Annotated in this window: 23 protein-coding genes and 3 pseudogenes; 12 read left to right on the top strand and 14 right to left on the bottom strand. The window is 72.1% G+C overall.

Annotation, left to right across the window (positions count from 1 at the left end):
• Nucleotides 1-45 precede the first annotated feature (45 nt).
• Nucleotides 46-1,227 (bottom strand): Lrp/AsnC family transcriptional regulator, encoded by a 1,182-nt coding sequence (locus AB0D59_RS07090; protein WP_362561803.1) that lies wholly within the window; start codon nucleotides 1,225-1,227, stop codon nucleotides 46-48.
• 82 nt (nucleotides 1,228-1,309) lie between these two features.
• On the opposite strand from AB0D59_RS07090, the gene AB0D59_RS07085 reads away from it, so the two are divergent.
• Nucleotides 1,310-2,590: an amidohydrolase family protein gene (locus tag AB0D59_RS07085; protein WP_362561800.1), complete on the top strand. Its 1,281-nt coding sequence runs from the start codon at nucleotides 1,310-1,312 to the stop codon at nucleotides 2,588-2,590.
• A gap of 5 nt (nucleotides 2,591-2,595) precedes the next feature.
• On the opposite strand, the gene AB0D59_RS07080 is transcribed toward AB0D59_RS07085, so the two are convergent.
• The 4 genes from AB0D59_RS07080 to AB0D59_RS07065 form a co-directional block, all read right to left on the bottom strand.
• Nucleotides 2,596-3,684 carry an LLM class flavin-dependent oxidoreductase gene (locus AB0D59_RS07080; RefSeq protein ID WP_362561797.1) on the bottom strand — a complete coding sequence of 363 codons (1,089 nt, stop codon included), beginning with the start codon at nucleotides 3,682-3,684 and terminating at the stop codon, nucleotides 2,596-2,598.
• Nucleotides 3,685-3,824: 140 nt separating this feature from the next.
• On the bottom strand, nucleotides 3,825-4,451 hold the full coding sequence (locus AB0D59_RS07075; protein WP_362561795.1) for a YigZ family protein: 627 nt from the start codon (nucleotides 4,449-4,451) through the stop codon (nucleotides 3,825-3,827).
• Nucleotides 4,452-4,460: 9 nt separating this feature from the next.
• Complete coding sequence (locus AB0D59_RS07070; protein WP_362561792.1) at nucleotides 4,461-5,018, bottom strand: histidine phosphatase family protein; 558 nt, start codon at nucleotides 5,016-5,018, stop codon at nucleotides 4,461-4,463.
• Entirely contained in the window at nucleotides 5,015-5,785 is a 771-nt protein-coding gene (locus AB0D59_RS07065) for a hypothetical protein (RefSeq protein WP_362562657.1), read from the bottom strand. The genes AB0D59_RS07070 and AB0D59_RS07065 overlap by 4 nt, the downstream gene beginning before the upstream one ends.
• Nucleotides 5,786-5,938: 153 nt before the next feature.
• On the opposite strand from AB0D59_RS07065, the pseudogene AB0D59_RS07060 reads away from it, so the two are divergent.
• The 3 genes and pseudogenes from AB0D59_RS07060 to AB0D59_RS07050 all read left to right on the top strand — a co-directional run.
• Nucleotides 5,939-6,153: pseudogene (locus AB0D59_RS07060) on the top strand (CoA-binding protein); the annotation flags it as partial.
• A gap of 282 nt (nucleotides 6,154-6,435) precedes the next feature.
• Complete coding sequence (locus AB0D59_RS07055) at nucleotides 6,436-6,861, top strand: hypothetical protein (RefSeq protein WP_362562700.1); 426 nt, start codon at nucleotides 6,436-6,438, stop codon at nucleotides 6,859-6,861.
• 280 nt (nucleotides 6,862-7,141) lie between these two features.
• The gene (locus AB0D59_RS07050; RefSeq protein WP_362561790.1) at nucleotides 7,142-7,570 is read left to right on the top strand and encodes an SsgA family sporulation/cell division regulator; all 429 of its coding nucleotides are present in this window, start codon (nucleotides 7,142-7,144) and stop codon (nucleotides 7,568-7,570) included.
• Between the two features lie 161 nt (nucleotides 7,571-7,731).
• Here the strand turns inward: AB0D59_RS07050 and AB0D59_RS07045 are convergent, their stop codons facing one another.
• From AB0D59_RS07045 to AB0D59_RS07035, 3 genes are read right to left on the bottom strand one after another with little or no spacing between them, the layout of a single operon-like run.
• Nucleotides 7,732-8,436, bottom strand: coding sequence for a TetR/AcrR family transcriptional regulator (locus AB0D59_RS07045; protein ID WP_362561788.1), 705 nt, complete (start codon nucleotides 8,434-8,436; stop codon nucleotides 7,732-7,734).
• Nucleotides 8,437-8,468: 32 nt separating this feature from the next.
• Nucleotides 8,469-8,627, bottom strand: coding sequence for a hypothetical protein (locus AB0D59_RS07040; RefSeq protein ID WP_362561787.1), 159 nt, complete (start codon nucleotides 8,625-8,627; stop codon nucleotides 8,469-8,471).
• Entirely contained in the window at nucleotides 8,591-10,009 is a 1,419-nt protein-coding gene (locus AB0D59_RS07035; protein WP_362561784.1) for an MFS transporter, read from the bottom strand. Before AB0D59_RS07035 ends, AB0D59_RS07040 begins: the two co-directional genes overlap by 37 nt.
• 542 nt (nucleotides 10,010-10,551) lie before the next feature.
• On the opposite strand from AB0D59_RS07035, the gene AB0D59_RS07030 reads away from it, so the two are divergent.
• From AB0D59_RS07030 to AB0D59_RS07015, 4 genes and pseudogenes are all read left to right on the top strand, one after another.
• Nucleotides 10,552-10,959: a CoA-binding protein gene (locus AB0D59_RS07030; protein WP_362561782.1), complete on the top strand. Its 408-nt coding sequence runs from the start codon at nucleotides 10,552-10,554 to the stop codon at nucleotides 10,957-10,959.
• Nucleotides 10,960-11,018: 59 nt separating this feature from the next.
• Nucleotides 11,019-11,153, top strand: a pseudogene (locus tag AB0D59_RS07025) (CoA-binding protein); the annotation flags it as partial.
• Nucleotides 11,154-11,365: 212 nt separating this feature from the next.
• Complete coding sequence (locus AB0D59_RS07020) at nucleotides 11,366-13,003, top strand: APC family permease (RefSeq protein ID WP_362561780.1); 1,638 nt, start codon at nucleotides 11,366-11,368, stop codon at nucleotides 13,001-13,003.
• A gap of 74 nt (nucleotides 13,004-13,077) precedes the next feature.
• Nucleotides 13,078-14,286, top strand: a complete 1,209-nt coding sequence (locus AB0D59_RS07015) for a 4-hydroxybenzoate 3-monooxygenase (RefSeq protein WP_362561778.1) — start codon at nucleotides 13,078-13,080, stop codon at nucleotides 14,284-14,286.
• 116 nt (nucleotides 14,287-14,402) lie between these two features.
• Here the strand turns inward: AB0D59_RS07015 and AB0D59_RS07010 are convergent, their stop codons facing one another.
• Nucleotides 14,403-14,816, bottom strand: a complete 414-nt coding sequence (locus AB0D59_RS07010; protein WP_362561775.1) for a metalloregulator ArsR/SmtB family transcription factor — start codon at nucleotides 14,814-14,816, stop codon at nucleotides 14,403-14,405.
• Nucleotides 14,817-14,879: 63 nt separating this feature from the next.
• Here AB0D59_RS07010 and AB0D59_RS07005 point away from each other — a divergent pair, with 63 nt between their 5' ends.
• Nucleotides 14,880-16,109, top strand: coding sequence for a cation diffusion facilitator family transporter (locus AB0D59_RS07005; protein ID WP_362561773.1), 1,230 nt, complete (start codon nucleotides 14,880-14,882; stop codon nucleotides 16,107-16,109).
• On the opposite strand, the pseudogene AB0D59_RS07000 reads toward AB0D59_RS07005, so the two are convergent.
• Nucleotides 16,106-16,680 (bottom strand): annotated as a pseudogene (locus AB0D59_RS07000) (YbaK/EbsC family protein). The gene AB0D59_RS07005 and the pseudogene AB0D59_RS07000 overlap by 4 nt on opposite strands.
• 32 nt (nucleotides 16,681-16,712) lie before the next feature.
• Entirely contained in the window at nucleotides 16,713-17,285 is a 573-nt protein-coding gene (locus AB0D59_RS06995) for a helix-turn-helix domain-containing protein (protein WP_362561771.1), read from the bottom strand.
• 115 nt (nucleotides 17,286-17,400) lie between these two features.
• On the opposite strand from AB0D59_RS06995, the gene AB0D59_RS06990 reads away from it, so the two are divergent.
• Nucleotides 17,401-18,258 carry a DMT family transporter gene (locus AB0D59_RS06990; RefSeq protein WP_362561768.1) on the top strand — a complete coding sequence of 286 codons (858 nt, stop codon included), beginning with the start codon at nucleotides 17,401-17,403 and terminating at the stop codon, nucleotides 18,256-18,258.
• Between the two features lies 1 nt (nucleotide 18,259).
• On the opposite strand, the gene AB0D59_RS06985 is transcribed toward AB0D59_RS06990, so the two are convergent.
• The gene (locus tag AB0D59_RS06985; protein WP_362561767.1) at nucleotides 18,260-19,024 is read right to left on the bottom strand and encodes an acyltransferase; all 765 of its coding nucleotides are present in this window, start codon (nucleotides 19,022-19,024) and stop codon (nucleotides 18,260-18,262) included.
• 122 nt (nucleotides 19,025-19,146) lie between these two features.
• Between AB0D59_RS06985 and AB0D59_RS06980 the strand changes: the two genes are divergently transcribed.
• Nucleotides 19,147-19,674, top strand: a complete 528-nt coding sequence (locus AB0D59_RS06980; protein WP_362561765.1) for a gamma carbonic anhydrase family protein — start codon at nucleotides 19,147-19,149, stop codon at nucleotides 19,672-19,674.
• Nucleotides 19,675-19,761: 87 nt separating this feature from the next.
• Here AB0D59_RS06980 and AB0D59_RS06975 read toward each other — a convergent pair whose 3' ends face one another.
• Nucleotides 19,762-20,406, bottom strand: a complete 645-nt coding sequence (locus tag AB0D59_RS06975; protein WP_362561763.1) for a DedA family protein — start codon at nucleotides 20,404-20,406, stop codon at nucleotides 19,762-19,764.
• Nucleotides 20,407-20,624: 218 nt separating this feature from the next.
• Here AB0D59_RS06975 and AB0D59_RS06970 point away from each other — a divergent pair, with 218 nt between their 5' ends.
• Nucleotides 20,625-21,614, top strand: coding sequence for a lysylphosphatidylglycerol synthase transmembrane domain-containing protein (locus tag AB0D59_RS06970; protein WP_362561760.1), 990 nt, complete (start codon nucleotides 20,625-20,627; stop codon nucleotides 21,612-21,614).
• Nucleotides 21,615-21,618: 4 nt separating this feature from the next.
• Here AB0D59_RS06970 and AB0D59_RS06965 read toward each other — a convergent pair whose 3' ends face one another.
• Nucleotides 21,619-22,674 carry a class I SAM-dependent methyltransferase gene (locus AB0D59_RS06965; RefSeq protein WP_362561758.1) on the bottom strand — a complete coding sequence of 352 codons (1,056 nt, stop codon included), beginning with the start codon at nucleotides 22,672-22,674 and terminating at the stop codon, nucleotides 21,619-21,621.
• Between the last annotated feature and the right edge of the window lie 100 nt (nucleotides 22,675-22,774).

The following is a 22,774-nucleotide window of genomic DNA, read 5'->3' as shown; positions in this document are numbered from 1 at the left end:
CAGGTGTCGGGCGGCGGGAGGTCGGCGGGTTCGCCGGTGCCGCCGTCATCGCCACAGGCGCCTGTCGTCCGGCACCCCGGCGAGGCAGTCGGCCGGGACGTGGGTCGCCTGGGGTTCCCGCAGCGGCACGACGCCGACGCACCGGCCGTCCCGGTCCAGCAGCCGTCCCATGTGCTTGACCGTACGCAGCACCACCGAGCGGTCGTCGATCACGAGGCGGGGCAGCCGGCGCGACAGGTGTGCCTCGAAGGTGTGCACGTCGGCCAGCGCGCGCAGCCACACGTCGATCACCAGGTTGTGCGGGCCCGCGGTGATCGCGCACGACCGGACCTCCCGCACACCGGACAGCACGCGGCTGGTCTCCTCCAGGTACTGGGCGGGGACGGACGCGAAGTACACCGCGGACAGCGGCCAGCCGGACAGCGGCCTGGCCAGGTCGCAGCGCAGGCTCACCCTCGAGGCCAGCAGCGACTGGAGTCTGCGGCGCACCGTGGTGAGACCGACGCCGGTGGCGGTCGCCAGGGCGCGTATCGACATCCGGCCGTCGGAGCTGAGCAGTTCCAGGATCCGCGCGTCCAGGGCGTCCCAGGGCGCGGTGGTTCCCGTGCCCGTGCCCGTGTCGGGCGGCACGTCCGACGCGTGGCTCGCCTCGATACGGGCGCACTGTGCCGCGTCCAGGCTGCGCAGCCGCCAGCGGCTTCCCTCGGTCGGGACACCGGTGGAGACGTGCGTACGCGTCGCCCGCACTCCGGGCGTCTGCTGGAAGAGCCGGGTGGTGAGGTGGGCCAGCTCGTCGAGATCCCTGGTCTGTACGGCGGTCACGACGTCGCGTCCGCCGGCCGTGATCTTGACGTTCGCCACGGCGTGCTCGGCGGCGAGGGCACGTGCCACGTCCTCCGCGACGCCCGGCTCGGTGTCGACCTCGACGATTCCCGTCACCACGATCCGGAAGTCGGACAGCCGCGGGTAGGCGGTCACCCAGGCCAGGCCGGCCTCCTCCAACCGCTGCCAACGCCGGGCCACCGTCACCGGATTGACGCCGAGTACGTCCCCCACCAGGGTCCACGGGGCCCGAGGGTGTATCTGCAGCGCGTGCACGACACCGCGGTCGAGTTCATCGAGGTCCGACGCAGCGAAATCCTGCGCCTCCTGGGACGGCGTATTCCTGCGTGCCCGACTGAAATCACGACCGGAAGCTGCACCGTAGCGCGGGGTTCTCTCGTCCATTGCAGACTCCCTTTCGCCTGTTCCTGATACCGAGGTGCCCGATACCGGGGTTCCTGATACCGAGGAGTGATTCGGCCCCACCATGACGGATGCCATGACGCAAGAGAGCTTGAGGACCGCGCTGCGAGTCGAGAACGCCCGCCTCATCGACGGTACCGGTGGCCTCCCGCTGGACGACGCCGTCATCGTCTCGGACGCGGACGGAACCCTCACCTATGCCGGCCCGGCCGACGGCGCCCCGGCGCTGCCTGGCGACACCGCCGCGGTCCGGATCATCGACGCCGGCGGCCGGACGGTGCTCCCCGGGTTCTTCGACTGCCACACCCACCTCGCGTACGCGCAGGGTTCGCCGCCCGGGCGCCGTGGCGAACTCGACCCGGTGCTGGTCACCTACGACACCGCGACCCGGCTCCGGCAGACCCTGGACGCCGGCATCACCACCGCCCGTGACCTGGGCGGACTGTCCACCGGGTTCCGCACCGCCGTCGAGACCGGCCGGATCGTCGGCCCCCGCCTGCACACCGCCGTCCGGATCATCAGCCACACCGGCGGTCACGCCGACTTCCGGCTGCCCGACGGCACCGACCTCAGCGGCGGCGAGATGGCCGAGCTGGCCGACACCGTGGACGAGTCCCGGCTCGCCGTACGCACGATGCTGCGCGCGGGCGCCGACGTGATCAAGATCTGCGCCACCGGCGGCATGGCCAGCCCCTACGACCAGCCCGAGGACGAGGGGCTGCTCGAAGAGGAGATCCGGGCCGTGGTGGACGAGTGCCGGCGGCACGGCGGCAAGCCGGTCGCCGCCCACGCCCAGGGCACCGCGGGCATCCTCAACGCCATCCGCGGCGGCGTCACCAGCATCGAGCACGGCTACGGCCTGGACGAGCAGGCGCTGGACCTGGCGGGCGAGCGGGGGACCTTCGTGGTGCCGACCCTGTCCACCGTGTTCGCGGGGATCAACAAGGACACGATGCCCGCGCACCACTACCAGAAGAAGACCCGCTGGTCGGGCATCACCAAGGAGAACATCGCCCGCGCCATCGAGCAGGGCGCCCGTATCGCGCTCGGCACCGACGCGGCCGTCTGCCCGCACGGCCAGAACCTGCTGGAGCTCAGCTATCTCGTGGAGCTGGGCATGGACCCCATGGCCGCCATCGTCGCCGGCACCCGTGCCTCCGCCGAACTCCTCGGCCTGTCCGACCGGCTGGGCACGCTGACCGTCGGCAAGACCGCCGATCTGGTCCTGTGCGACGGCGACCCGCTCACGGACATCGGGGTGCTCGGCGATCCCGGGAACATCGTGTGCGTCGTCCAGGACGGCGTCGTACGCAAGGATCTTCTGCCACCTGCCGGACGACGCTGACGTCCTCACGTGCCGGCCTTCCCGCTCCGGGCGGCGGAGCGGAGGGCCGGCAGCACCTCCGAGCCGACGGTCTCGATCAGGTCGGTGGGCGCGTCGTAGGAGCCGACGTGCTGCAGGAACACATCGGTCACCCCCGACGCGCGCAGTGTCCGGAGCCGTTGTGCGATCTGTGCGGCCGTTCCGAACAGGCAGAACTCCTGGGCGAACCGGACGGCCGCCTCGTCGCTGATCCAGGCCGAGCAGATCCTGACGGCCGCGTCCCAGTCCTCGGCGTGCACGAGATCCGGATAGACGCCCTCCACCGTCGCCGGGACGTCCACGTCGATCCCCGCGAGGGCGAGGAAGGGCGCGCCGCCGTTCTGCGCGATCGAGGCGCAGATCGGCTTGATCTGCCGGGCCTCGGCCGCGATGTCGTCGGTCACCGCGCAGAACGCGGAAACGGTCACCGGCAGTGCCTCGGCACTCCGGCCGGCCGCTTCGGCGCCTTCCCGCACCCGGGCGGTGGCGGCGGCCAGGGTCCGCGGCGAGACACCGCTGAGCAGGACGACTCCGTCGGCGACCTCACCGGCGAGGCGCAGGTTCCGCGGCCCGCTCGCCGCCAGATGGATCGGCACCGACGGCTGGGGATCGCGCAGCCGGGAGCGGGCCCTGCCGTCGAAGTCCCACTCGTGCCCGTCCAGCAGCGCCCGCAGCATGCCCAGTCCCTCGCGCAGCTGCGCCGAGTCGGTCTGCCGCAGGCCGACGGGCGCCACGGAGCTGTTGCCCACGCCGAGGCCGAGGGTGAACCTGCCGGGCGCGAGTTCGGCCACGCTGCGGGCGGCCGAGGCGACGACGGACGGGTGCCGGGTCGCCACGTTGGTGACGGCGGTGCCGAGGCCGATCCGCTCGGTGCCCAGGGCGGCTGCGGTCAGCGTGGTGAACACGTCCCGCCACAGCAGCTGCGAGTCGGGGAACCAGGCCTGGTCGAACCCGAGCTCCTCGGCCCGGCGTACGGTCCTGGCCACCCGGTCCGCCCGGTCGCACGGAGGGATGCGCACCCCGATCCGCAGCGGGCCCTTGTCCGTGCTCACCGGCACGTCACGAAGAACGCTCATGGACAGCACCCTAGGAAGGACCCTGCTGCCGGCAAACATCCGCGGTCCGTTGAGCGATCCGCTGCGATCGGTACGAACGGAGCCCCGATCACGCGAGGATGATCCGGGGATCCACCCGTCATGTCCGATCGGCACCGGTCTCACGCGTCCCCGTAGGCCTCCCCGCCCAGTTCGAAGCCGGCCGTTCCCGCCGTCGCGTCGGCCAGCCACGCGCGGAAGGCGTCCACGTCCGCGTCCGGCAGCCCGATCTCGATGGTGACCGCCTCGCCGTAGCGGACGTCACGGACCTCGCGGCCGGTGGCGCGCAGGTCGTTCTGGACCTTGCCGGCCCGCTGGTGGTCGACGGTCACCGTGGCCAGCCGGAAGCGGCGGCGGGTGATCGCGCCGAGGGTGTCGAGGGCCTCGCCGACCGCGCCGCCGTAAGCGCGGATGAGTCCGCCGGCGCCGAGCTTGACCCCGCCGTAGTAGCGGGTGACGACCGCGACGACGTACCGCATGTCGCGGCGCAGCAGCATCTGGAGCATGGGAACGCCTGCGGTGCCGCCCGGTTCGCCGTCGTCGCTCGCCTTCTGTGTGGAGGCGTCGGCGCCGATGACGTAGGCCCAGCAGTTGTGGGTGGCGTCGGCGTGCTCCTTGCGGACGCGCGCGACGAAGTCCTGGGCCTCCTGCTCGGTGGCCGCCGGGGCGAGGGCGCACAGGAAGCGGGAGCGGTTGACCTCGGTCTCGTGGGTGCCCGCGCGGGCGACGGTGCGGTACTCGTCCTGCATCCGCCCACCCTATGCGGACACCTCCTGGTCCTTCTCCCCGCGAGGCACCGTCACCTGCGTCAGCAGCGCCGTCCCCGGGCCCAGCGCCGCCCATCGCGTCCCGTGCCAGGCCAGGACGGCGATCGCCGACGTCGGGAACTTCCTCCGCACCTGCTCCAGGGTGTCGTCCAGGCCGTCCCCGGCCAGTTCCAGGACCAGTTCCTCCAGTCCCGGGTTGTGCCCGACCAGCAGCAGCGTCTCCACCTCGGCCGGGGCCTCGCGCACCACCTCCAGGAGGTCGGGTACGCCGGCCGCGTACACCCGCCGGTCGTGGCGCACCGGCGGTGGCGTGCCCCACTGGGCGGAGGCCAGGTCCCAGGTCTGCCGGGCGCGTACCGCGGTGGAGCAGACCGCGAGGTCGGGCAGGCAGTCGGACGCGGCGAGGGCGCGGCCGGCGGCGGGGGCGTCCCGGCGGCCGCGGGCCGCGAGCGGGCGCAGCTGGTCGGGAACGCCCTCGGGCCAGGCCGACTTGGCGTGCCGCAGGACGACCAGGCGACGCAGGGGTCCCGCGCCCGCCCGGGCGGTCACGCGGCGCTCCCGAGGTCGCGGGTGAGGTCGAGGGCGAGCAGCCGGTCGGCGTAGGCGCAGGTCTCGAAGCGGGCGCCGTCGGGGATCTCGGGCTGGTTCTCCATCCAGCGCAGGACGCCGAGCACCCCGGGCACGTCGAGGTCGTCCTCCCAGGCGTCCCGGAGCCGTCCGCGCACCTTCTCGGGCACCGGCCGCGAGGGGCTGCGCGCCCACTGGGCCACGGCCTGCCGCAGTCGCCCGAGCCGCCGCCCTGCCGCGTCGAGGGCACCGGCACCGAGGTGGACGGTCGTGCCGCGCGGGGCGTCGAGAAGGGCGAGCCGGAGTGCGGCGGGGTCGGCGAGCCCGTTGAGGACGCCGGCCCCTGGGCCGCCGGCCGGGGCGACGGCGACGGTCAGCCCGGTGCCGGGCACGGTCACGCCCTCCGCCGCCACGTGGACGACCTGGGCCTCGCCCAGTCCCGAGGAGAGGTCGCGGCCGTCCTCGAAGGGGCGGATGCCGAGGGTGGTGGCGGCGGCGTGCAGCTCGGCCTGGTGGTGGTCGGCGGTGAGCAGGGGCAGGACCGGGGTGCCGCCGATCTCCAGGGCGCGCAGGAGCAGGTCCGTGGTGAGCAGGACCCGCAGCGCCGTCAGGTCGTACCCGGAGGCATGGACCTCGACCCGGGTCAGGGCACGGCGGGCGGGGGCGGCGGGGACGGTCTCACCGGTCTTGGCGTCGAGGATGCGCAGCACGGGCTGAGCGTAGGCGGGCGGAGGGTCGTACGCAGGCATCTTGCGCCGATTCCGGTCACCGTGGCGGGAGATGCGGGACATGCGGGACATGGGACGCCTTCTGTCGCGAGGTCTGTCCCGACGGTATTGCGCGGGCCCGGCCCAGGCCGGGGAGCCAGGCTCCGGGCGGGGGCTGTCGGCCACGACAGCCGCCTGCCCGAGCCGAGGTGGCCGGCGGGGTACGGCGACGAAGCGACGATCCGCGGGTTCCTGACCGAGACGGGTGGCACCTGGGCGGTGGTCGGCCTGTCATCCAACGGGAACGCACGACGTGCAGGGGGGCGCAGGTGCCGCGGCGGTTCGGCAAGCGGGTCGTGCCGCTCCGACCCGGGGCGGAGACGGTGTGTGGGGAGCCGGGCTGGGAGTCGGCCCCTGATCCCCGAAGTCCGTCACAGCGGCTCAGGACCAGCCCCCTCTCGCCCGTATGGGCGCCACTCGCGCCGGCCGCCCCCTTCCGACGTGCTGTGATGGGCTTCACCGTAAACATGAGGCCCCCCTCGAGTACGCTGGGCAACGCCGAACATGAGGACCCCCTCAGGATGTCCCCCGCAGTCGGCGACCGGCTGATCCGGAATCTCCGGAGCAGCCAACACGGACATGACAGCGCCCGCCACGTCGGCGGAATCGCAGCACATCACAAGGAATTGACTATGAACACGTGGATCAGGCGCGTCTCGATCGCCGTTGCTTCTACGGCAGTGGCGGGCAGCGCCCTCCTCGCAGCCGGCGGCTCGGCATCGGCGGCGACGGACCCGGGACCCGCGGAGCACACGCGATCCTCCATCGCCACCCTCGCTACCGGCAGCGACCGTGACGGCCACCGCGAGGACGGATACGTGAGCGGCCACCACGGGGAACAGGACGACGGCTGGGACGCGCCCCGTGACTGGCACAAGAGCGACGACCGGCATCACTACCGCACGCAGGACGAGCGTCGGGACGGTCGCCACCTGTACGTCTGGGACGGGCACCGCTGGCAGGAGACGACGGCGCGGTACGACGTCGGCGTCGGCGTCGGCGTCGGCGTCGGCCGCTGGTACCTGGACCAGGTCGCCTGGTACCAGCACCAGCACTGATGGGGCCACAGGCCATCACGGTCCGTGTGGCGAGCCGCAACGACGTGGCCGGGGGGCACGTCGTTGCGGCTCGCCACACCGGCCGCTCGCCGGGCCGGCACCGGGCCCGGTCCGATGAAATCGCTTCCTGGCCGAACGGGGCCGGCTCGCAGGACCCGCGCGCACCGCTCTCGCCTTCCGGCGCCTCCGGTTGCGCCGGGGATGCCGCCACGTCCCGTGCCTCGAAGCACCCGGGCAGCGATCGCAGCGCCCGGCGAGCGGGATGCAGAAGTGAGGGACAGTGAGATCGGTCAGAACCGTGGCGTACGAGCTGCCCGTGCAGCTGGTCGTGTCACACGACCTGTCGGTACCGATGTACGCCACACTGCGGTACGAGGCGGATGACCCCTATGCCGTCCGCGCCGTCTTCCACCCGTCGGCCCCGGACCAGGGGCGAACGGTCGAGTGGTTCTTCAGTCGCGACGTGCTGGCTCAGGCCCTGAGCGAGCGCACCGGGAGCGGAGACGTGCACATGTGGCCGGCCATCGACTCGGGACGCGACGTGGTGTTCATCGCTCTGCGTTCACCCGCGGGATCGGCCCTGCTCGTGTTCCCCGCGCAGGACGTGGATTCCTTCCTGCGCGAGACGCGGTCCGTGGTGCCGCCGGGGGCCGAATCCAGCCGGATCGACCTGGACGCCGAGCTGGCACAGTTGCTGGCGGGAAACTGAACGCCTCCACCGGACGGCGACGCCCTGACAAATCCCAGCGAGCCCGGTGCCGACTGCGGCACCGGGCTCGCTGTGCGTCCCGTTGACCCGGGGACCTCACGCGTCCCGTTGACCCGGGGACCTCACGTGTCCCGTCACCCGGGGACCTCACCTGCCGCGGCTCATGCCTCCTCGTGACACTCGCGGCACTCCTCTTCGGGGCACTCGAGAGTCGTGAGGGTCTGGTCGACCTGCTGGGGTGTCAGCGGCGGCTCGGGCAGCTCGTGGGCGCACTGGGCACGGAAGGCGTCAAGGAGCAGGTGAAGGTGGCGGCGCCAGGCGTTGGGGGCGACGGCACGTGTGGCCTGGATGATCCCGGCCTGGGACCAGATCACGAAAGCGAGGTCTTCCGGGGTGACGTCGTCGCGGAGGACGCCCTGCTCCTGGGCGTTGCGGAAGATCTGGGCGCCCCGTTCCGCCGCGCGCTCGAACATTCCCCTGCCGAGCGCGTGGATGGGCAGCCGGGCCGAGACCAGGTCATTGAAGGCGTGGTCACAGGCCTGCAGCTCACAGAGCTTTTCCAGGTAGTGGCAGAACCCTTCCCAGGCGTCGTCCATGGCCGCGGCCTCTTCGGCCGCGGCCAGCAGATCCGTGAACTTCGCGGTGAAAAGCTCTTCGACCAGGTCGAGCCTGCGGGGGAAGTGCCGGTAGAGCGTCCCGATCGCGACACCCGCCTCGCGGGCGACACCCTCCAGGGACGCGTCCAGCCCCTGCGCGGCGAAGGCCTTGCGGGCGGCGGCCACGATCGCGTCCCTGTTGCGCTGCGCGTCCCGCCGCAGCGGCTTGGCCGGCCCCCGGGGTGTGGACAGGACGTGCTGCTGGCTCATGGGTCCAGGCTAACATGAGGGCCCCCTCGAATTCAGGACGTGACCCTGCTCACGGCACGAACGCGGGCGTGCCGGCCGACCTCCGTGAGCGCCTCGTCCAGGGCGACCGCGCCGGCCGCCTCTTCGACCTGGCGCTCGGCCCGCCGGAAGGAGGTCAGGTCCTTCTCGGTGCCGCCGGCACGCGCAGCCACGCGAGGCCCGCGGCGGTCAGGTAGGCGAGCGCGCCGATGGCCATGCTGGTGCGCAGCCCGGTGTTGTAGTCGGTGGCGGTGGCGAGCAGGCTGCCGCCGAGCGCGACGCCGGTGGCGCTGCCGATCTGGCGGGTGGTGTTGAACAGGGCGGAGGCGGCACCCGAGTACGCCGAAGGCGCGGCGCCCATCACGGTGGCGGTCGAACCGGTGAGGGCGAAGGAGGTACCGAACCCCGCGGCCATCATCGGGGCCACCAGCAGTGGGTAGGCCGGGTCGGCTCCCGCCGCGGCCCAGCCGGCCAGCCCCAGGGCAGCCAGGAGCATGCCGGAGACCACCAGTGGACGATCGCCGGTGCGACGGCTCAGCCGCCCGGACAGGACGGAGGCGAACATGGTCATCGCCACCGCCGGGAACAGCGCCAGCCCGGTGCCGAGGGCGCTGAAGCCGCGCTGGTGCTGGAATTCCAGGCTGGCGGTGAACACCATGCCGTAGAAGCCGAAGTTGAACAGCAGGCCGATGACGGCGCCACCGCTCATCGCACGAGAGCGCAGCAGGCTCGGCGGAAGGACGGGAGAGCGGGCCAGCCGCTCGCGCACCGCGAACACCGCGGCGGCCAGTACGGCCAGGCCCACCCCGGCGAGTACAGCCGGATCGGACCAGCCCCGCCGTCCGGCCTCGTTGAGCGCCGCGGTCAGCAGCGCCACCGCCGCCACCACCGCGCACTGCGCCGGCCAGTCCAGGGGCCGGGCGGCGCGCCGGGGCGAGCGTGCCACATGCCGCAACGTCAGCATCAGGCAGGCCACACCGACGGGCAGGTTGATGAGGAACACCCAGCGCCAGCCCAACGTGGAGACGAGCAGCCCGCCCAGCAGTGGGCCGGCAGCGGCCGCGGTGCCCGCCATCGAACCCCACAGTCCGAAGGCCCGAGAGCGTGCGGCCGGCGCCGGGTAGGCCTGCTGGAGCAGGGCCAGGGAACCGGGCACGATCAGAGCCGCACCGAGCCCCTCCACCAGCCGGGCCGCAACCAGGAAAGGGGTGCTCGGCGCGAGCGCGCACGCGGCCGAGGACAGGGTGAACACCGCCACGCCCGAGCAGAAGATCCGACGGTTGCCCAGCCGGTCACCCAGCGCGCCACCGGTCAGCAGGAACCCGGCGAAGACGAGGGTGTAGCCGTCGGTGATCCACTGGATGCCGGTGAGCGAGGCCGACAGTTCCCGGCCGATCACCGGCACGGCGACGTTGATGGCCGTCACATCGAGGATCACCATGAAATACCCGGCGCACACCGCCAGCAGCGGTGCCCAGGACCGCCGCTCGGACTCCGGGGCCGACTCGGGAGAGGACATCGGCTCACCACCGCCTGCCGACTCCGTGAACGCCACGGCCCCCCTCCGTCCCATCCGCCGAGACATGACATCAAAAGCCACGATAAGGGACATATGCGCGGGACTGCGTGATCGCCCGGCGGCAGCTCGTGGACCAGGACCTCACCCCCTGCCGCCAGGCACGCCCCGCCCCCGGCCGCAGGAGCCGTACGGCCGGATCCCGCGCGCCGACGAGACGCCGCTGCCGGCCCCGGCCGTTTCCTCCGTACCGGCACAACCGCCCGCCCCGGGCACGGCGTTCAACGGCCGGGCGAAGGAACTGGGGCGGATGGACGCGCTGCCGGGCGGCGTCGTGGCGATCTCCGGGATGGCCGGGGCGACCTTCCTCTAAGTTCGGGCACGGCCGTGAAAAGGCAGCTGCCGGAAACCAGCCGCGCCTCCTCGATCGCATCCCTGGGGCAACTGCCAGGCACTGCGGTGCTCCTGGCGTCCGGGCCGGAGCAGACCACGGCCTCCGGCCGCGACCCAGAGGAATCGCCAGGGCCGACTCATCGTTGCCACGGACGGCAGTCTTCGTATCAACCTCAAGGAGTCCGGGCATGTTCGGCGACGCAGACACAGTCCGCAAGGTCCTCACCGAGCTGGGCGACACCTGGGCGGTCGTCGGCCTGTCCACGAACCAGCGGCGTCCGGCATACGGCGTGGCCGCGGTCCTGCAGCGCTTCGGCAAGCGCGTCGTACCGGTACACCCGAAGGCGGAGACGGTCCACGGCGAGGTGGGATACCCCTCGCTGGACGCGATCCCCTTCGAAGTCGACGTGGTCGACGTGTTCGTGAACAGCGGCCTCGCCGGCGTCGTGGCCGACGAGGCGGTCTCCATCGGCGCCAAGGCTGTCTGGTTCCAGCTCGGCGTGATCGACGAAGCCGCGTACGACCGCACCCGCGATGCCGGCCTCGACATGGTCATGGACCGCTGCCCGGCCATCGAGATCCCACGGCTCGGCTGACCGACCCGGCCCACCGGGTCACCTCCACACGAAGCGGAGACGCACCTGCGGACACCGTCCCGGTCGACATGGCGGACGTCTTCGTCAACAGCGAGTCGGCCGGTGCGGTCGCGGACGAGGCGGCGTACGAGCGGGTGCGGTCCGCCGGTCCGGGCATAGCCATGGACTGCTGCCCGACCATCGAAATTCCCCGCCCGAACCAGGCCTGTCTTACCTTCTTCTCACGTTTCCCAACTGAATACGGACATTCTGTGACCGTCTCTGACCTGTGCAGAAGCTTTGGCCAAGACAGGAACGATCGAGGGTCAAATTTTGGGCAACACTCTTCAGTCGGCGCGGCGCGCACCCTTAAGTTGTGGCCTCTTGCTCGTTAAATCTGCGTTCAGAAACTGAGAGGCCACTTGACATGGTGAGTGTCGAGAAAGCCGCGACGGAGGACATCACACCTTCGGGCGGTCTGAGGCGGGATGTCGGGCTGATCGGCCTGATGTGGGCCTCGGTGGGCTCGATCATCGGGTCCGGCTGGCTGTACGGCGCGCACGACGCGGTCATGCAGGCCGGTCCCTCGGCGATCATCTCGTGGGTGATCGGCGCGGTCGCGATCGTACTGCTGGCCCTGGTCCACGCCGAGCTCGGCGGTATGTTCCCGGTGGCGGGCGGTACGGCCCGCTACCCCCACTACGCGTTCGGCGGCCTGGCCGGCATGTCGTTCGGCTGGTTCTCCTGGCTCCAGGCCGCGACCGTGGCGCCCATCGAGGTCGAGGCCATGATCGGCTACGCCGGTCACTGGAAGTGGGCACAGCACTTCCAGCACGCCGACAAGACCCTGACAGCCAGCGGCCTGCTGGTGGCGATCGTGCTGATGGCGGTCTTCGTCGGCGTGAACTTCTTCGGCGTGCGCGTGTTGGCGCACACCAACAGCGCTGCGACCTGGTGGAAGATCGCCGTACCGCTGGCCACGATCTTCATCATCGCGGTCGGCAACTTCCACCCCGGCAACTTCCACTCGGAGGGCTTCGCGCCGTTCGGCGCCAAGGGCGTGCTGGCCGCGATCAGCACCAGCGGCATCATCTTCGCGCTGCTCGGCTTCGAACAGGCCATCCAGCTGGCAGGCGAGAGCCGCAACCCGAAGAAGGACCTGCCCCGCGCCACGCTCGGCTCGGTCGCGATCGGTGCCGTCATCTACGTCCTGCTCCAGATCGTGTTCATCGGCGCGCTGTCGCACAGCTCCTTCGCGCACGGATGGGCCCACCTCGCGTACCAGGGCGACAGCGGTCCGTGGGCCGGCGTCGCCACCATGGTGGGCCTCGGCTGGCTGGCCTGGGTCCTCTACCTGGACGCGATCATCTCGCCCGGCGGCACCGGCCTGATCTACACCACCGCCACCTCGCGGGTCTCCTACGGCCTGGCCAAGAACGGTTACGCGCCGAAGATCTTCACGAAGACCGATGCGCGCGGTGTGCCGTGGTTCGGTCTCGTCATGTCCTTCGTGACCGGCGTGATCTGCTTCCTGCCGTTCCCGAGCTGGCACCAGCTGGTCGGCTTCATCACCTCCGCGAGCGTGCTGATGTACGCGGGCGCTCCGCTTGCGTACGGCGTCTTCGCCGACAAGCTGCCGGGCCATGAGCGCCCGTACCGGCTGCCCGGCGGCAAGATGATCTCGCCGGTGGCGTTCGTGGTGGCCAACCTGATCATCTACTGGGCCGGCTGGGGCACCCTGTGGCGGCTCGGCCTGGCGATCGTCCTCGGCTATCTGCTGCTCGGCGGCTACGCCTGGTACGCCCACAGCAAGAACCTGCCGGACGCACCCCGGCTGGACTTCAAGGCCGCGCAGTGGCTGCCCGTCTACCTCCTGGGCATAGGCCTGATCTCCTGGCAGGGCGGCTTCGGCGGTCAGGGGAACATCCCGCTGTGGTGGGACATCGCCGTCATCGCCGTCTTCTCGATCGTCATCTACTACTGGGCCAAGGCGACCGCCTCCACGGCTGAGGACATCCAGCGCAGCATCGACGAGGTCGTGGTCACCGACGCCCCGGCGCACTGACCCGCCCCGACTCCCGTGTCCCGTCAGCCATGGCCGCCCCGCCGTGGCTGACGGGACACCGTCATAATGTGGGGGTGACTCCCCACTCCCCCTCCGAAGAACGCCGTACGGTCGTCGTCGTGGGCGCCGGGCCCGCCGGACTGGCCGTCGGAAACATCCTGCGGGCCGCCGCCGTCGACTGCGTGGTCCTGGAGACCGAGAGCAGGCAGTTCATCGAGACCCGGCCCCGGGCCGGGATCATCGAGGAATGGGCGGTCCGCGGCCTGCAGCAGCGCGGCCTGGCCGACACCCTGCTGGCCCGGGCGCAGACGCACAGCGAGTGCGAGTTCCGGTTCGGCGGCGAGCGCTTCCGGTTCGACTACGGCGAGTTGACGGGCCATCACCACTACGTCTATCCGCAGCCGCTGCTGGTGACGGACCTGGTGCGGGAGTACGCGGACATCCGCGGCGGGGACATCAGGTTCGGGGTGCGGGACGTCACGCTGCACGACCTGGAGGCCGACCGGCCCGCCGTGTCGTACCTCGACCCCGAAACCGGCCAACGGCACGTCCTGCGCTGCGAGTTCGTCGCGGGCTGCGACGGGGCACGCGGGGTGACCCGGGACGCGATACCGGGCGGGCGGGTGCGGGTCTCCCGGCAGGACTACGGCATCGGCTGGCTGGCGCTGCTCGCCGAGGCGCCGCCGTCCTCGGACTGTGTGCTGTTCGGCGTCCATCCGAACGGTTTCGCCGGGCACATGGCCCGCAGCCCCGAGGTCACCCGCTACTACCTGCAGTGCCCGCCGGGCGACGATCCGGAGAACTGGTCGCACGAGCGGGTCTGGGCCGAACTGCGGGAACGGCTCGGCGCGCCCGGGGCGCCGCCGCTCAACGAGGGGCGGCTGGTCGAGAAGCGCGTGCTGGACATGCACAACTACGTGGTCGAACCCCTGGTGTTCGGCCGCCTCTTCCTGGCCGGCGACGCCGGGCACCTGACCGCGCCGATCGCCGCGAAGGGCATGAACCTCGCCCTGCACGACGCCTTCCTGCTGGGCGACGCGATCGTCGCGCACGTCACCAAGGGCGACGACTCCGGGCTGGACGGCTACTCCCACGCCTGTCTGCGCCGGGTCTGGGACTACCAGGAGTTCTCCGCGTTCCTGTCCGGCATCTACCACGGCACCGCGTCCGGCGACCCGTTCCTCGCGGGCACCACGCTGGCCCGGCTGCGCAGACTGTTCACCTCACGCGCGGCGGCGACGGCCTTCGCCGAGCAGTACCTCGGCTCGGCCGCCGCCTTCTGAACGCTACGCGGAGACGTGCCGCATCGCCTCGGTGGCGAGCGGGACGGTCATGCGGCCGCCGATCCGGTCGCTGAGGCGTCCGGCTGCCCCGGAGGTGCTCGCCCTGCCGGAGAAGCTCAACGCTCTCCTTCGGTAGGAGCTGCGGCAGTGACATCGGCCGGGGTTCCGGCAGAAGCCTCGGTGGCGGTCTCGGCGAGCCGGTGGTCGGCGACCTTCAGCGCCTCGTCGACCAGCCGGCGCAGATGACCGTGGCGCAGCGAGTACACCACCCGGCGCCCCTCCTTGCGGGTGCCCACGAGGCCCGCGAGCCGGAGCCGGGCCAGATGCTGGCTGACGGCGGGCCGCGCGGCACCGCACACCTCGGTGAGCGTGGTGACGTCGGCCTCCCCCGTCGTGAGGGCGTGCAGCAGGGTCAGCCGGGTGCGGTCGCCGAGCAGGGCCAGGAGTTCGGCGGCGAGCGCGAACTGCTCCTCGCCCGGGCTGCGCGGATGCGCATGCTGCGCAGGTGATAGGTGCATGCGTGCGCTCATAAGCACATAATGGCCTCGGGGGCGTCGCATGTCCACGTCCCGCGCACCGGAGAGGGGAGCCGCATGAGCGACCGGCACCACCACGAGCACGCACCCGCGGACGACCGGCACCACTCTGAACAGGCGCCCGCCCACGACCGCCACCACCCCGAGCAGGCGCACGCCCACGACCGCCACCACCCTGACCAGGCGCCCGCCCAGGACCGGCACGCCCACGGCCAGCACCATCACGAGCATGCCCACGCGCACGCGCACGGCCCTGAGGGCGACCGCGGGCACGGCCACTCCCACTCCCCTTCGTCGCCGGGCGGCCTCCGCCACCGCCTCGGGCACCTCCTCACCCCCCACTCGCACGAGACGGCCGACAAGCTCGACTCCGCTCTGGAGGCCTCGGCGCGGGGGATGCGCGCGCTCTGGGTCTCGCTGGCCGTGCTCGGGGTGACGGCGCTGGCGCAGGCGGTCGTCGCGGTCCTGTCCGGCTCCGTCGCCCTGCTCGGCGACACCGTGCACAACGCCGCCGACGCGCTGACCGCCGTACCGCTCGGCATCGCCTTCGTGCTCGGGCGCCGCGCGGCGAACCGCCGCTTCACCTACGGCTACGGGCGGGCCGAGGATCTCGCGGGGATCGCGATCGTGCTGACGATCACCGCGTCGGCCGCCTTCACCGCCTGGACCGCCATGGATCGGCTGCTGAATCCGCGGCCGGTCGCGCATCTCCCGGCGGTCGCGGTGGCCGCGCTGGTCGGGTTCGCCGGGAACGAGTGGGTGGCCCGGTACCGGATCCGGGTCGGCCGGGAGATCGGCTCGGCGGCGCTGGTGGCCGACGGGCTGCACGCCCGCACCGACGGATTCGCCTCGCTGGCCGTGTTGCTGGGGGCCGGTGGCGCGGCACTGGGCTGGCAGCTCGCCGACCCGCTGGTGGGGTTGGCGATCACCGCGGCGATCGCCCTGGTGCTGCGGGACGCGGCCAGGGAGGTGTTCCGGCGGGTGATGGACGCCGTGGACCCGGAGCTGGTGGACCGGGCCGAGCGGGCGCTGTGCGAGGTGCCGGGGGTGCGGGCGGTGGGTGAGCTGCGGCTGCGGTGGATCGGGCACCGGCTGCGGGCCGAGGTCGCGGTCGTGGTCGACGGCGAGGCGACCGTACGGCAGGCGCACGCGGTCGCGGTGGCGGCGGAACACGCACTGCTGCACGCCGTACCCAGGCTGACGGCCGCCCTGGTGCACGCCGATCCGGCACCCGCGCCCGGCGAGCAGGACCCGCACCTGGCGCTGGCCCACCACGCGACGCTCTAGGGCCTGTCTGACAGGCCCTGGACGCCCAGGCCCTCCAGCACGACCGCGCCCGGCAGCTCGGCGAACGCCTTGCCGGGGACCAGGAGTTTGCCGCGCCGGCGGCCGCTGCCGACCAGGACGTAGGGCAGGTCGACGACGGCCGAGTCCACCAACAGGAGCCAGTCGCGCGGGAGTCCGATCGGGGTGATGCCGCCGTACTCCATGCCGGTCTCCCCGGTCGCGGTGTCCATCGAGGCGAACGAGGCCTTGCGGGCGCCGAGTCTGCGGCGTACGACACCGTTGACGTCGACCTTGGTGGTGGACAGGGCCAGACAGGCCGCCAGCGTCGTCTCGCCGCCGCGCTTGCCCGCCACCACCACGCAGTTGGCCGACCGTTCCAGCAGGTCGCGCCCGTAGTGCTCGACGAAGACGGCGGTGTCCGCCCACTGCGGATCGGTCTCGACGTAGATGATCTGCTCGGCGGGACCGCGCCGCTCCAGCGCCGTACGGCGTCGGCGACCGGGGCGGTCAGCTCGTCGAGGCAGTCGGGGGCGGGGACGGCGGTGTCGAAGTCTCCGATGGGTGCGCGCATGTCCGCACGCTAACAGCCCGGCCGCGGGCGGTTCAGGGCACGGGCGGGACGGAGACCGTCATGATCATCTCCATCGGCGCGTCCCCGGTGTTGCCGTACACATGGGCCGTGTTCGCCTCGAAGGAGGCACTGGCGCCTGTCGGCACGCGGTACTCGGTCCCGTCCACGGTGAGGGTCAGTTCACCGGCGGTGACATGGACGATCTCCACGGTGCCGGTCGGATGGGGTTCCGACGGGCTGCTCTCGCCCGGCATCAGAAGCCAGTCCCACATCTCCAGCGGGCCGGGCGCCTCGGTGCCGGCCAGGAGCCGGTTGTAACTGCCGGCGTCGGTGTGCCACAGCCGTACGGCCTTGTCGACGGGGACGATCTGGACCTTGGGGCCCTGCTCGTAGTCGAGCAGTGTGGTGATGCTGATGCCGAGCGCGTCGCCGATCTTGACGACCGTGCCGATGCTCGGGTTGGTGCGGGCCTGCTCGATCTGGATGAGCATGCCGCGGCTGACCCCGGCCCGGGCCGCGAGCACGTCGAGGGTGAAGCCGCGCACCGCGCGCCAGTGCTTGACGTTGCGGGCCAGGGACTGGGTCAGCAGGTCGAGGTCCGACACGTTCCGTCCATCATCGAGAGCATCACGGTCCAATATTTTAAATGACAGAGTTCAATCGAGTGAACTACGGTGGGGTGTACCTGATCGTTCACCGAACTGTACTGCGAGGCGGGCCGTGACAGCATTCTTCGCCCTGACCACCAGTCTCCTGTGGGGGCTGGCCGACTTCGGCGGCGGGCTGCTCACGCGACGCACCCCGGCGCTCACCGTGGTCGTGCTCTCGCAGGGCATCGCGGCGGCGGTCCTCGGCGTGATCGTGGTCGCCACCGGCGGCTGGAGCGAGGCCGGGCCCCGGCTCTGGTTCGCGTTCGCGGCGGGCCTGGTCGGGCCGGTCGCGCTGTTCAGCTTCTACAAGGCCCTCGCCCTCGGCCCGATGGGCGTGGTCTCCCCGCTGGCCACGCTGAGTGTCGCCGTCCCGGTCGGAGTCGGGCTGGTACTCGGCGAGCGCCCGGGGCTGCTCCAGTTCGCGGGGATCGCGGTCGCCGTCACCGGGGTCGTCCTGGCGGGCGGCCCGCAACTGCGCGGCGCGCCCGTCCAGCGCCGGACGATCCTGCTCACCCTGGTCTCGGCGGGCGGCTTCGGCACCGTGTTCGCGCTGATCACTGAGGCGTCCACCACTGTCACCGGCCTCTTCCTGGCCCTCTTCGTCCAGCGGCTGACCAGCGTCGTGACAGGCAGCGCGGCGCTGTGGCTGTCCGTGCGGCAGGGCGGGCCCGGGCTGCCGGATGGCGGCTTCGACTGGTCCACGGTTCCGGCGCTGGGCTTCGTCGGTCTCGCCGACGTCGCCGCCAACGGCACGTACACGGTCGCCGCCCAGCACGGCCCGGTCACCGTCGCCGCGGTGCTCGCCTCGCTCTACCCGGTGGTCACCGCGCTGGCAGCCCGCGGCTTCCTCAGTGAGCGGCTGCGGGCCGTGCAGGCGGCGGGGGCGGGGCTGGCGCTGGTGGGGACACTGCTGCTGGCCACCGGCTGAGTCAGTTCTCGCTCTCCAGGGCGGCGAGCCGCGCCACGCCCTCCTCGTCCAGCTCCGCCAGCGCGCGCAGCTGTTCCGGGGTCATGCCCTCCGGTATCGGCACGGGTGCGGGTGTCCGCAGCGGCGGCTGCCAGCCGGTGTCGGGGGTCCAGCGGCGTACCACCCGGGCGGGCGCGCCGGCCACCACGGCGTGGTCGGGCACCGTGCCCCGGACCACCGCGCCGGCGGCCACCACCACGTTCCGGCCGATCCGCGCGCCCGGCAGGATCACCGCGCCGGTGCCGATCCAGCAGCCCGGACCGATCTCCACGGACTCCATGCGGGGCCACTGCCTGCCGATGGGCTGGTGCGGGTCGTCGTAGGAGTGGTTGGTGGAGGTGACGTAGACGTACGGGCCGAAGTAGCAGTCGCTGCCGATGGTCACGGTGGTGTCGGCGATGACATGGCTGCCGCGGCCGAGGACCACGCCGTCGCCGATGCGCAGGATCGGGTCCGGGCCGAGGTCGAGGTCGGGCATCAGGCCCGCGGTGAGGGTGACCTGTTCGCCGACGATGCAGTGGGAGCCGAGGTGGATCCAGGGTTCGCCGAAGACCGTGCCCAGGGGGAAGGCGAGGCGGGTGGCTTCGCCGATCGCGCCGAACCGGAAGCGGCCGGGGTGGTCTGCGGTGACGGAGCCCGTGCGCTGCACCCAGGCCCAGCCCGCGTGCACCGCGCGCTGGGCGAGGCGGCGGCACCAGGACGAGAACGTGTTCTTGGGCTTCGGCACGGAGTCACGCTACGCGGAGGGAGCCACCGACAAGAGGGTGGGCTGCTGTGATCTTCGCCCCAGGGGGTGAGCTAGGTTGCCGAGGACGTCGATGGCGATGGCGATGGCGATGGGAGACCGTGATGACGCAGAAGGCGCTGATAGTGGGGATCGGCGGGCGCGAGCCGAAGATCGAGGACGACGTGTTCGTGGCGCCGACCGCCTCGGTGATCGGGGACGTGACGCTGAAGGCCGGGGCGAGTGTCTGGTACGGCGCGGTGGTGCGGGGGGACGTCGAGAAGATCACCGTGGGGGCGCAGGCGAATGTGCAGGACAACGTGACGCTGCACGCCGATCCGGGGTTTCCGGTGAGTGTGGGCGAGCGGGTGTCCATCGGGCACAACGCGGTGGTGCACGGGGCGACGGTCGAGGACGACTGCCTCATCGGGATGGGGGCGACGGTGCTGAACGGGGCCGTGATCGGGGCGGGGTCGCTGGTGGCCGCGCAGGCGTTGGTGCCGCAGGGGATGGTGGTGCCGGCGGGGTCGTTGGTCGCCGGGGTGCCGGCGAAGGTGAAGCGGAGTCTGTCGGAGGAGGAGCTTCAGGGGGTGACCCTCAACGGGACCCTGTATGCGGAGTTGGCGAAGGCGCATCGTGGGGTGCATGAGTAGGTGGAGTAGCGGGTGCGGCGCGGTGGGGGCTGGTCGCGCCCACGCGGCGGAGCCGCACATGGATACAGCCCAGCGCCCCTGGCAGATCTACTCCCCGGCGCCTACCGGTTCGGCTTCCTTCTCGGTGACCTGGACCTTCTTCGCCTTGCGCCGCACGATCAGCATGGAGGCGAGGCCGAAGAGGACCGCCGCCGCCAGGCCCACGTACGAGAACCTCTTCAGCCAGTCCTCCGCCACGATGCCGACGTAGTAGACCACCGCCGTCGTGCCGCCCGCCCAGCAGATGCCGCCGAGCAGGTTCGCCGTCAGGAACTTCCAGTACGGCATGTGGAGGACGCCCGCCAGCGGGCCCGCGAAGATGCGCAGGAGGGCGATGAAGCGGCCGACGAAGACCGCCCCCATGCCCCACTTCTCGAAGGAGCGCTCGGCGGTGGCGACGTGACCCTCGCTGAAGTGTCTCGGGAACTTACGGCCCAGCCAGGCCAGCAGCGGGCGGCCGCCCTTGCGGCCGATCGCGTAGCCGATGGAGTCGCCGATCACCGCGCCCGCGGTGGCGCAGGCGCCGAGGACGAACGGGTTGACGCCCGAGTGCTGGGAGGAGAGCAGCGCGGCGGAGACCAGCACGATCTCGCCGGGCAGCGGGATGCCCAGGCTCTCCAGCCCGATGACCAGCGCCACCACGGCGTAGACGGCGACCGCCGGTACCGAGTCGAGCCATTCCTGGACGTGCACCGCCGGATCCTCCCCTGTCGCGTGCTGCGTACCCCTGGAAGGCTACCCGGTCGGCCGGGTACGGCCGTGCCCGCGGCACCGGCCCGCCCCCGGGCCTTCGGTTTTCCGACATCCGGGTGTCACACGGGGCGGGAAGGCTCCCCAGCGGTCCCGCATGCCTGCGGTCCCGCTCGCCTGCGGCTCCCCACCGCGGCCCGCCGTGGAAGGACAACGTCCCCGTGTCCTCACTGTCGTCACTGTCCTCGTCCTGCTCCGACGCGCCCGTGCGCACCCTGTCGACCCCCTCGACGGCCGGCCGGCCGCTCCGGCTCGCCCTGTGCCTGTCCCCGCTGCTCATCGCGGCGGTCTGGGGGCTGACCAACCAGTCCCTGCTGTACGAGGGGGTCGGCCGACTCGCTCGTGCCGAACCCGCGTGGCTGCTGGCCGCGGGCGGTCTCACCTGCCTGACCTGGGTGGTCGCCGCCTGCATGCGGCAGGGTGCCGTGCCCGACCGGCTGCCGCCGGGGCTGCTGCTGGCCTCGCAGTTCGCCGCCGGGGCCGCCAACCACGCGCTGCCCGCCGGGCTGGGCGCACACGCCGTCACCGTCCGCTTCCTTCGCACCCGGGGCGTCCCCCTGGAGCGGGCCACCTCCTCGATCGCGCTGTACTCGGTGGCCAAGTCGGGTGCGAAGACGGTCGTGCTCATCGGGTTCCTGCTGTCCTCGTCCGCCTGGCGGCGGCTGGGCGAGCTGGTCCCGGACGGCGTGGTCCTGATCCCGGCCGCCGCCGTCCTCACCCTGGTGGGCGTGGCCATGGCGGTCGTACGACCGCTGCGGCGGCCGATCACCGGGCTGGTGCGGAGTGCGCTCACCGACGCCCGGGCGGTGCACGCCCGGCCTTCCCGGGTGCTGGCCCTGTGGGGCGGCGCGACGGCGATGCCGCTGGTGCAGGCGAGTGTGCTGGCCTGCACCGGGGAGGCGCTCGGGCTCGGGCTGTCGTGGGGCACCGTGATCTTCGCGTACCTGGCGGCGGGCACCGCGGGGGGTGCCGTACCGGTACCCGGCGGGGTCGCGGTGGACGCGGCGCTGGTGATCACCCTGGCCGCGTTCGGCTCCCCGGTCGCGGTGGCCACCGCGACCGTGATCGGTTACCGGGTGCTGACCGACTGGGTGCCGCTGCTGCCGGGCGCCCTGGTGCTGTCGGCGATGATCCGGGCGAAGGTGCTCTGAGGGCTCAGTCGCGGCGGGCCACGATCCGGTAGGCGTTGGAGACGCGCAGCCGGCGCGAGAGCGGCCGTACGGCGAAGCGGTCCGCGAGGGTGCCGGCGATCAGGGCCGGGATGCCGGCGAGGAGCAGGGCGGCGCGTGCCGTCTGCTGGAGGGCGCCCGGCGGGCGGGGCAGCCAGGGGGCGTCCTCGCGCGGGGCGGTGTGGTCCAGGGCGAGCCAGACGGCGGCCAGCAGGTCCACCGGGTCGTGCGCCTCGGCGTGCTGCTCCGCGACCACCGTGAAGCCCAGCTCCGTGAGGCGGGCGCGGAGGTTGGCGACGGGAACGAAGTGCAGGTGCTGCGGCTGGAGCCAGGGCAGCCACCAGCGGCCGAGGAGACGGGCGTAGCGGCTCTCCGGGTCGGGGACCTCGATGAGGAGGTGGCCGCCGGGGCGTACCGCCTGGTGGGCGGCGCGGAGTTCGCTGTCGGGGTCGGTGCTGTGCTCCAGGTAGTGGAACATGCTGACCACGTCGTAGCCGGCGGTGAGGTCGGGGGCCAGCTCGGGGAAGGCGCCCCGGTAGGCGCGCTCCACCCGGCCCTCGCGGGCGGCCAGCTCGACGCCGTCGGTGAAGTCGAGGCCGTCGAAGGCGGTGCCGGGCAGCACTTCGCGGGCGGCCTCGCAGAAGTGGCCGTGTCCGGTGCCGACGTCGAGCCAGTTCTTGGGGGTGGCGTCGTGCGGGAGCATGGACTCGGCGCGGCCCCGGTACATCTTGGTGCGGCCGCCGAAGGTACCGCTCATCTTCTGTTCGCCGAGGCCGTCGTAGAAGTCGCGGTAGTAGAACTCCAGGCCGGTCCCGTTCAGGCGCGGGTTCTGGAAGGTGTGCCCGCACTCCTGGCAGCGGTCCAGAAGGAAGCGGCCGGGCTTGTGCTGGAGCAGGTCGGTGGTGCGCAGCCGGGTGGTCAGCCGGCCGGAGCCGCACCAGGGGCAGGTGGTGCGGCGGGGTTCGAAGAAGCGGTCGACGCCGTCGGCCAGGTCCCGCTGGTAGGCGGAGCGCAGCGCCTCGATCTCACTCTGCTTGCTCATCGGGTCTCCGTAAGTTGTTAGGTGGCCCGGGAGGGCCGGATGTGGCTTATGGGGTCTTGCCTTCAGTGGCTTCTCAGGAGTGGCCGTCCGGCTCTCCGGG

The sequence above is a fragment of the Streptomyces sp. NPDC048417 genome (genome assembly GCF_040651615.1).
GTDB lineage: Bacteria > Actinomycetota > Actinomycetes > Streptomycetales > Streptomycetaceae > Streptomyces.
This window is presented reverse-complemented; position numbering and strand designations above follow the sequence as displayed.

Bases quoted from the DNA above. Each gene is read 5' to 3' on its own strand.
- AB0D59_RS07090 (WP_362561803.1), bottom strand. From the start codon at position 1,227: ATGGACGAGAGAACCCCGCGCTACGGTGCAGCTTCCGGTCGTGATTTC.
- AB0D59_RS07085 (WP_362561800.1), top strand. From the start codon at position 1,310: ATGACGGATGCCATGACGCAAGAGAGCTTGAGGACCGCGCTGCGAGTC.
- AB0D59_RS07080 (WP_362561797.1), bottom strand. From the start codon at position 3,684: ATGAGCGTTCTTCGTGACGTGCCGGTGAGCACGGACAAGGGCCCGCTG.
- AB0D59_RS07075 (WP_362561795.1), bottom strand. From the start codon at position 4,451: ATGCAGGACGAGTACCGCACCGTCGCCCGCGCGGGCACCCACGAGACC.
- AB0D59_RS07065 (WP_362562657.1), bottom strand. From the start codon at position 5,785: ATGCCTGCGTACGACCCTCCGCCCGCCTACGCTCAGCCCGTGCTGCGC.
- AB0D59_RS07055 (WP_362562700.1), top strand. From the start codon at position 6,436: ATGAACACGTGGATCAGGCGCGTCTCGATCGCCGTTGCTTCTACGGCA.
- AB0D59_RS07045 (WP_362561788.1), bottom strand. From the start codon at position 8,436: ATGAGCCAGCAGCACGTCCTGTCCACACCCCGGGGGCCGGCCAAGCCG.
- AB0D59_RS07030 (WP_362561782.1), top strand. From the start codon at position 10,552: ATGTTCGGCGACGCAGACACAGTCCGCAAGGTCCTCACCGAGCTGGGC.
- AB0D59_RS07020 (WP_362561780.1), top strand. From the start codon at position 11,366: ATGGTGAGTGTCGAGAAAGCCGCGACGGAGGACATCACACCTTCGGGC.
- AB0D59_RS07010 (WP_362561775.1), bottom strand. From the start codon at position 14,816: ATGAGCGCACGCATGCACCTATCACCTGCGCAGCATGCGCATCCGCGC.
- AB0D59_RS07005 (WP_362561773.1), top strand. From the start codon at position 14,880: ATGAGCGACCGGCACCACCACGAGCACGCACCCGCGGACGACCGGCAC.
- AB0D59_RS06980 (WP_362561765.1), top strand. From the start codon at position 19,147: ATGACGCAGAAGGCGCTGATAGTGGGGATCGGCGGGCGCGAGCCGAAG.
- AB0D59_RS06965 (WP_362561758.1), bottom strand. From the start codon at position 22,674: ATGAGCAAGCAGAGTGAGATCGAGGCGCTGCGCTCCGCCTACCAGCGG.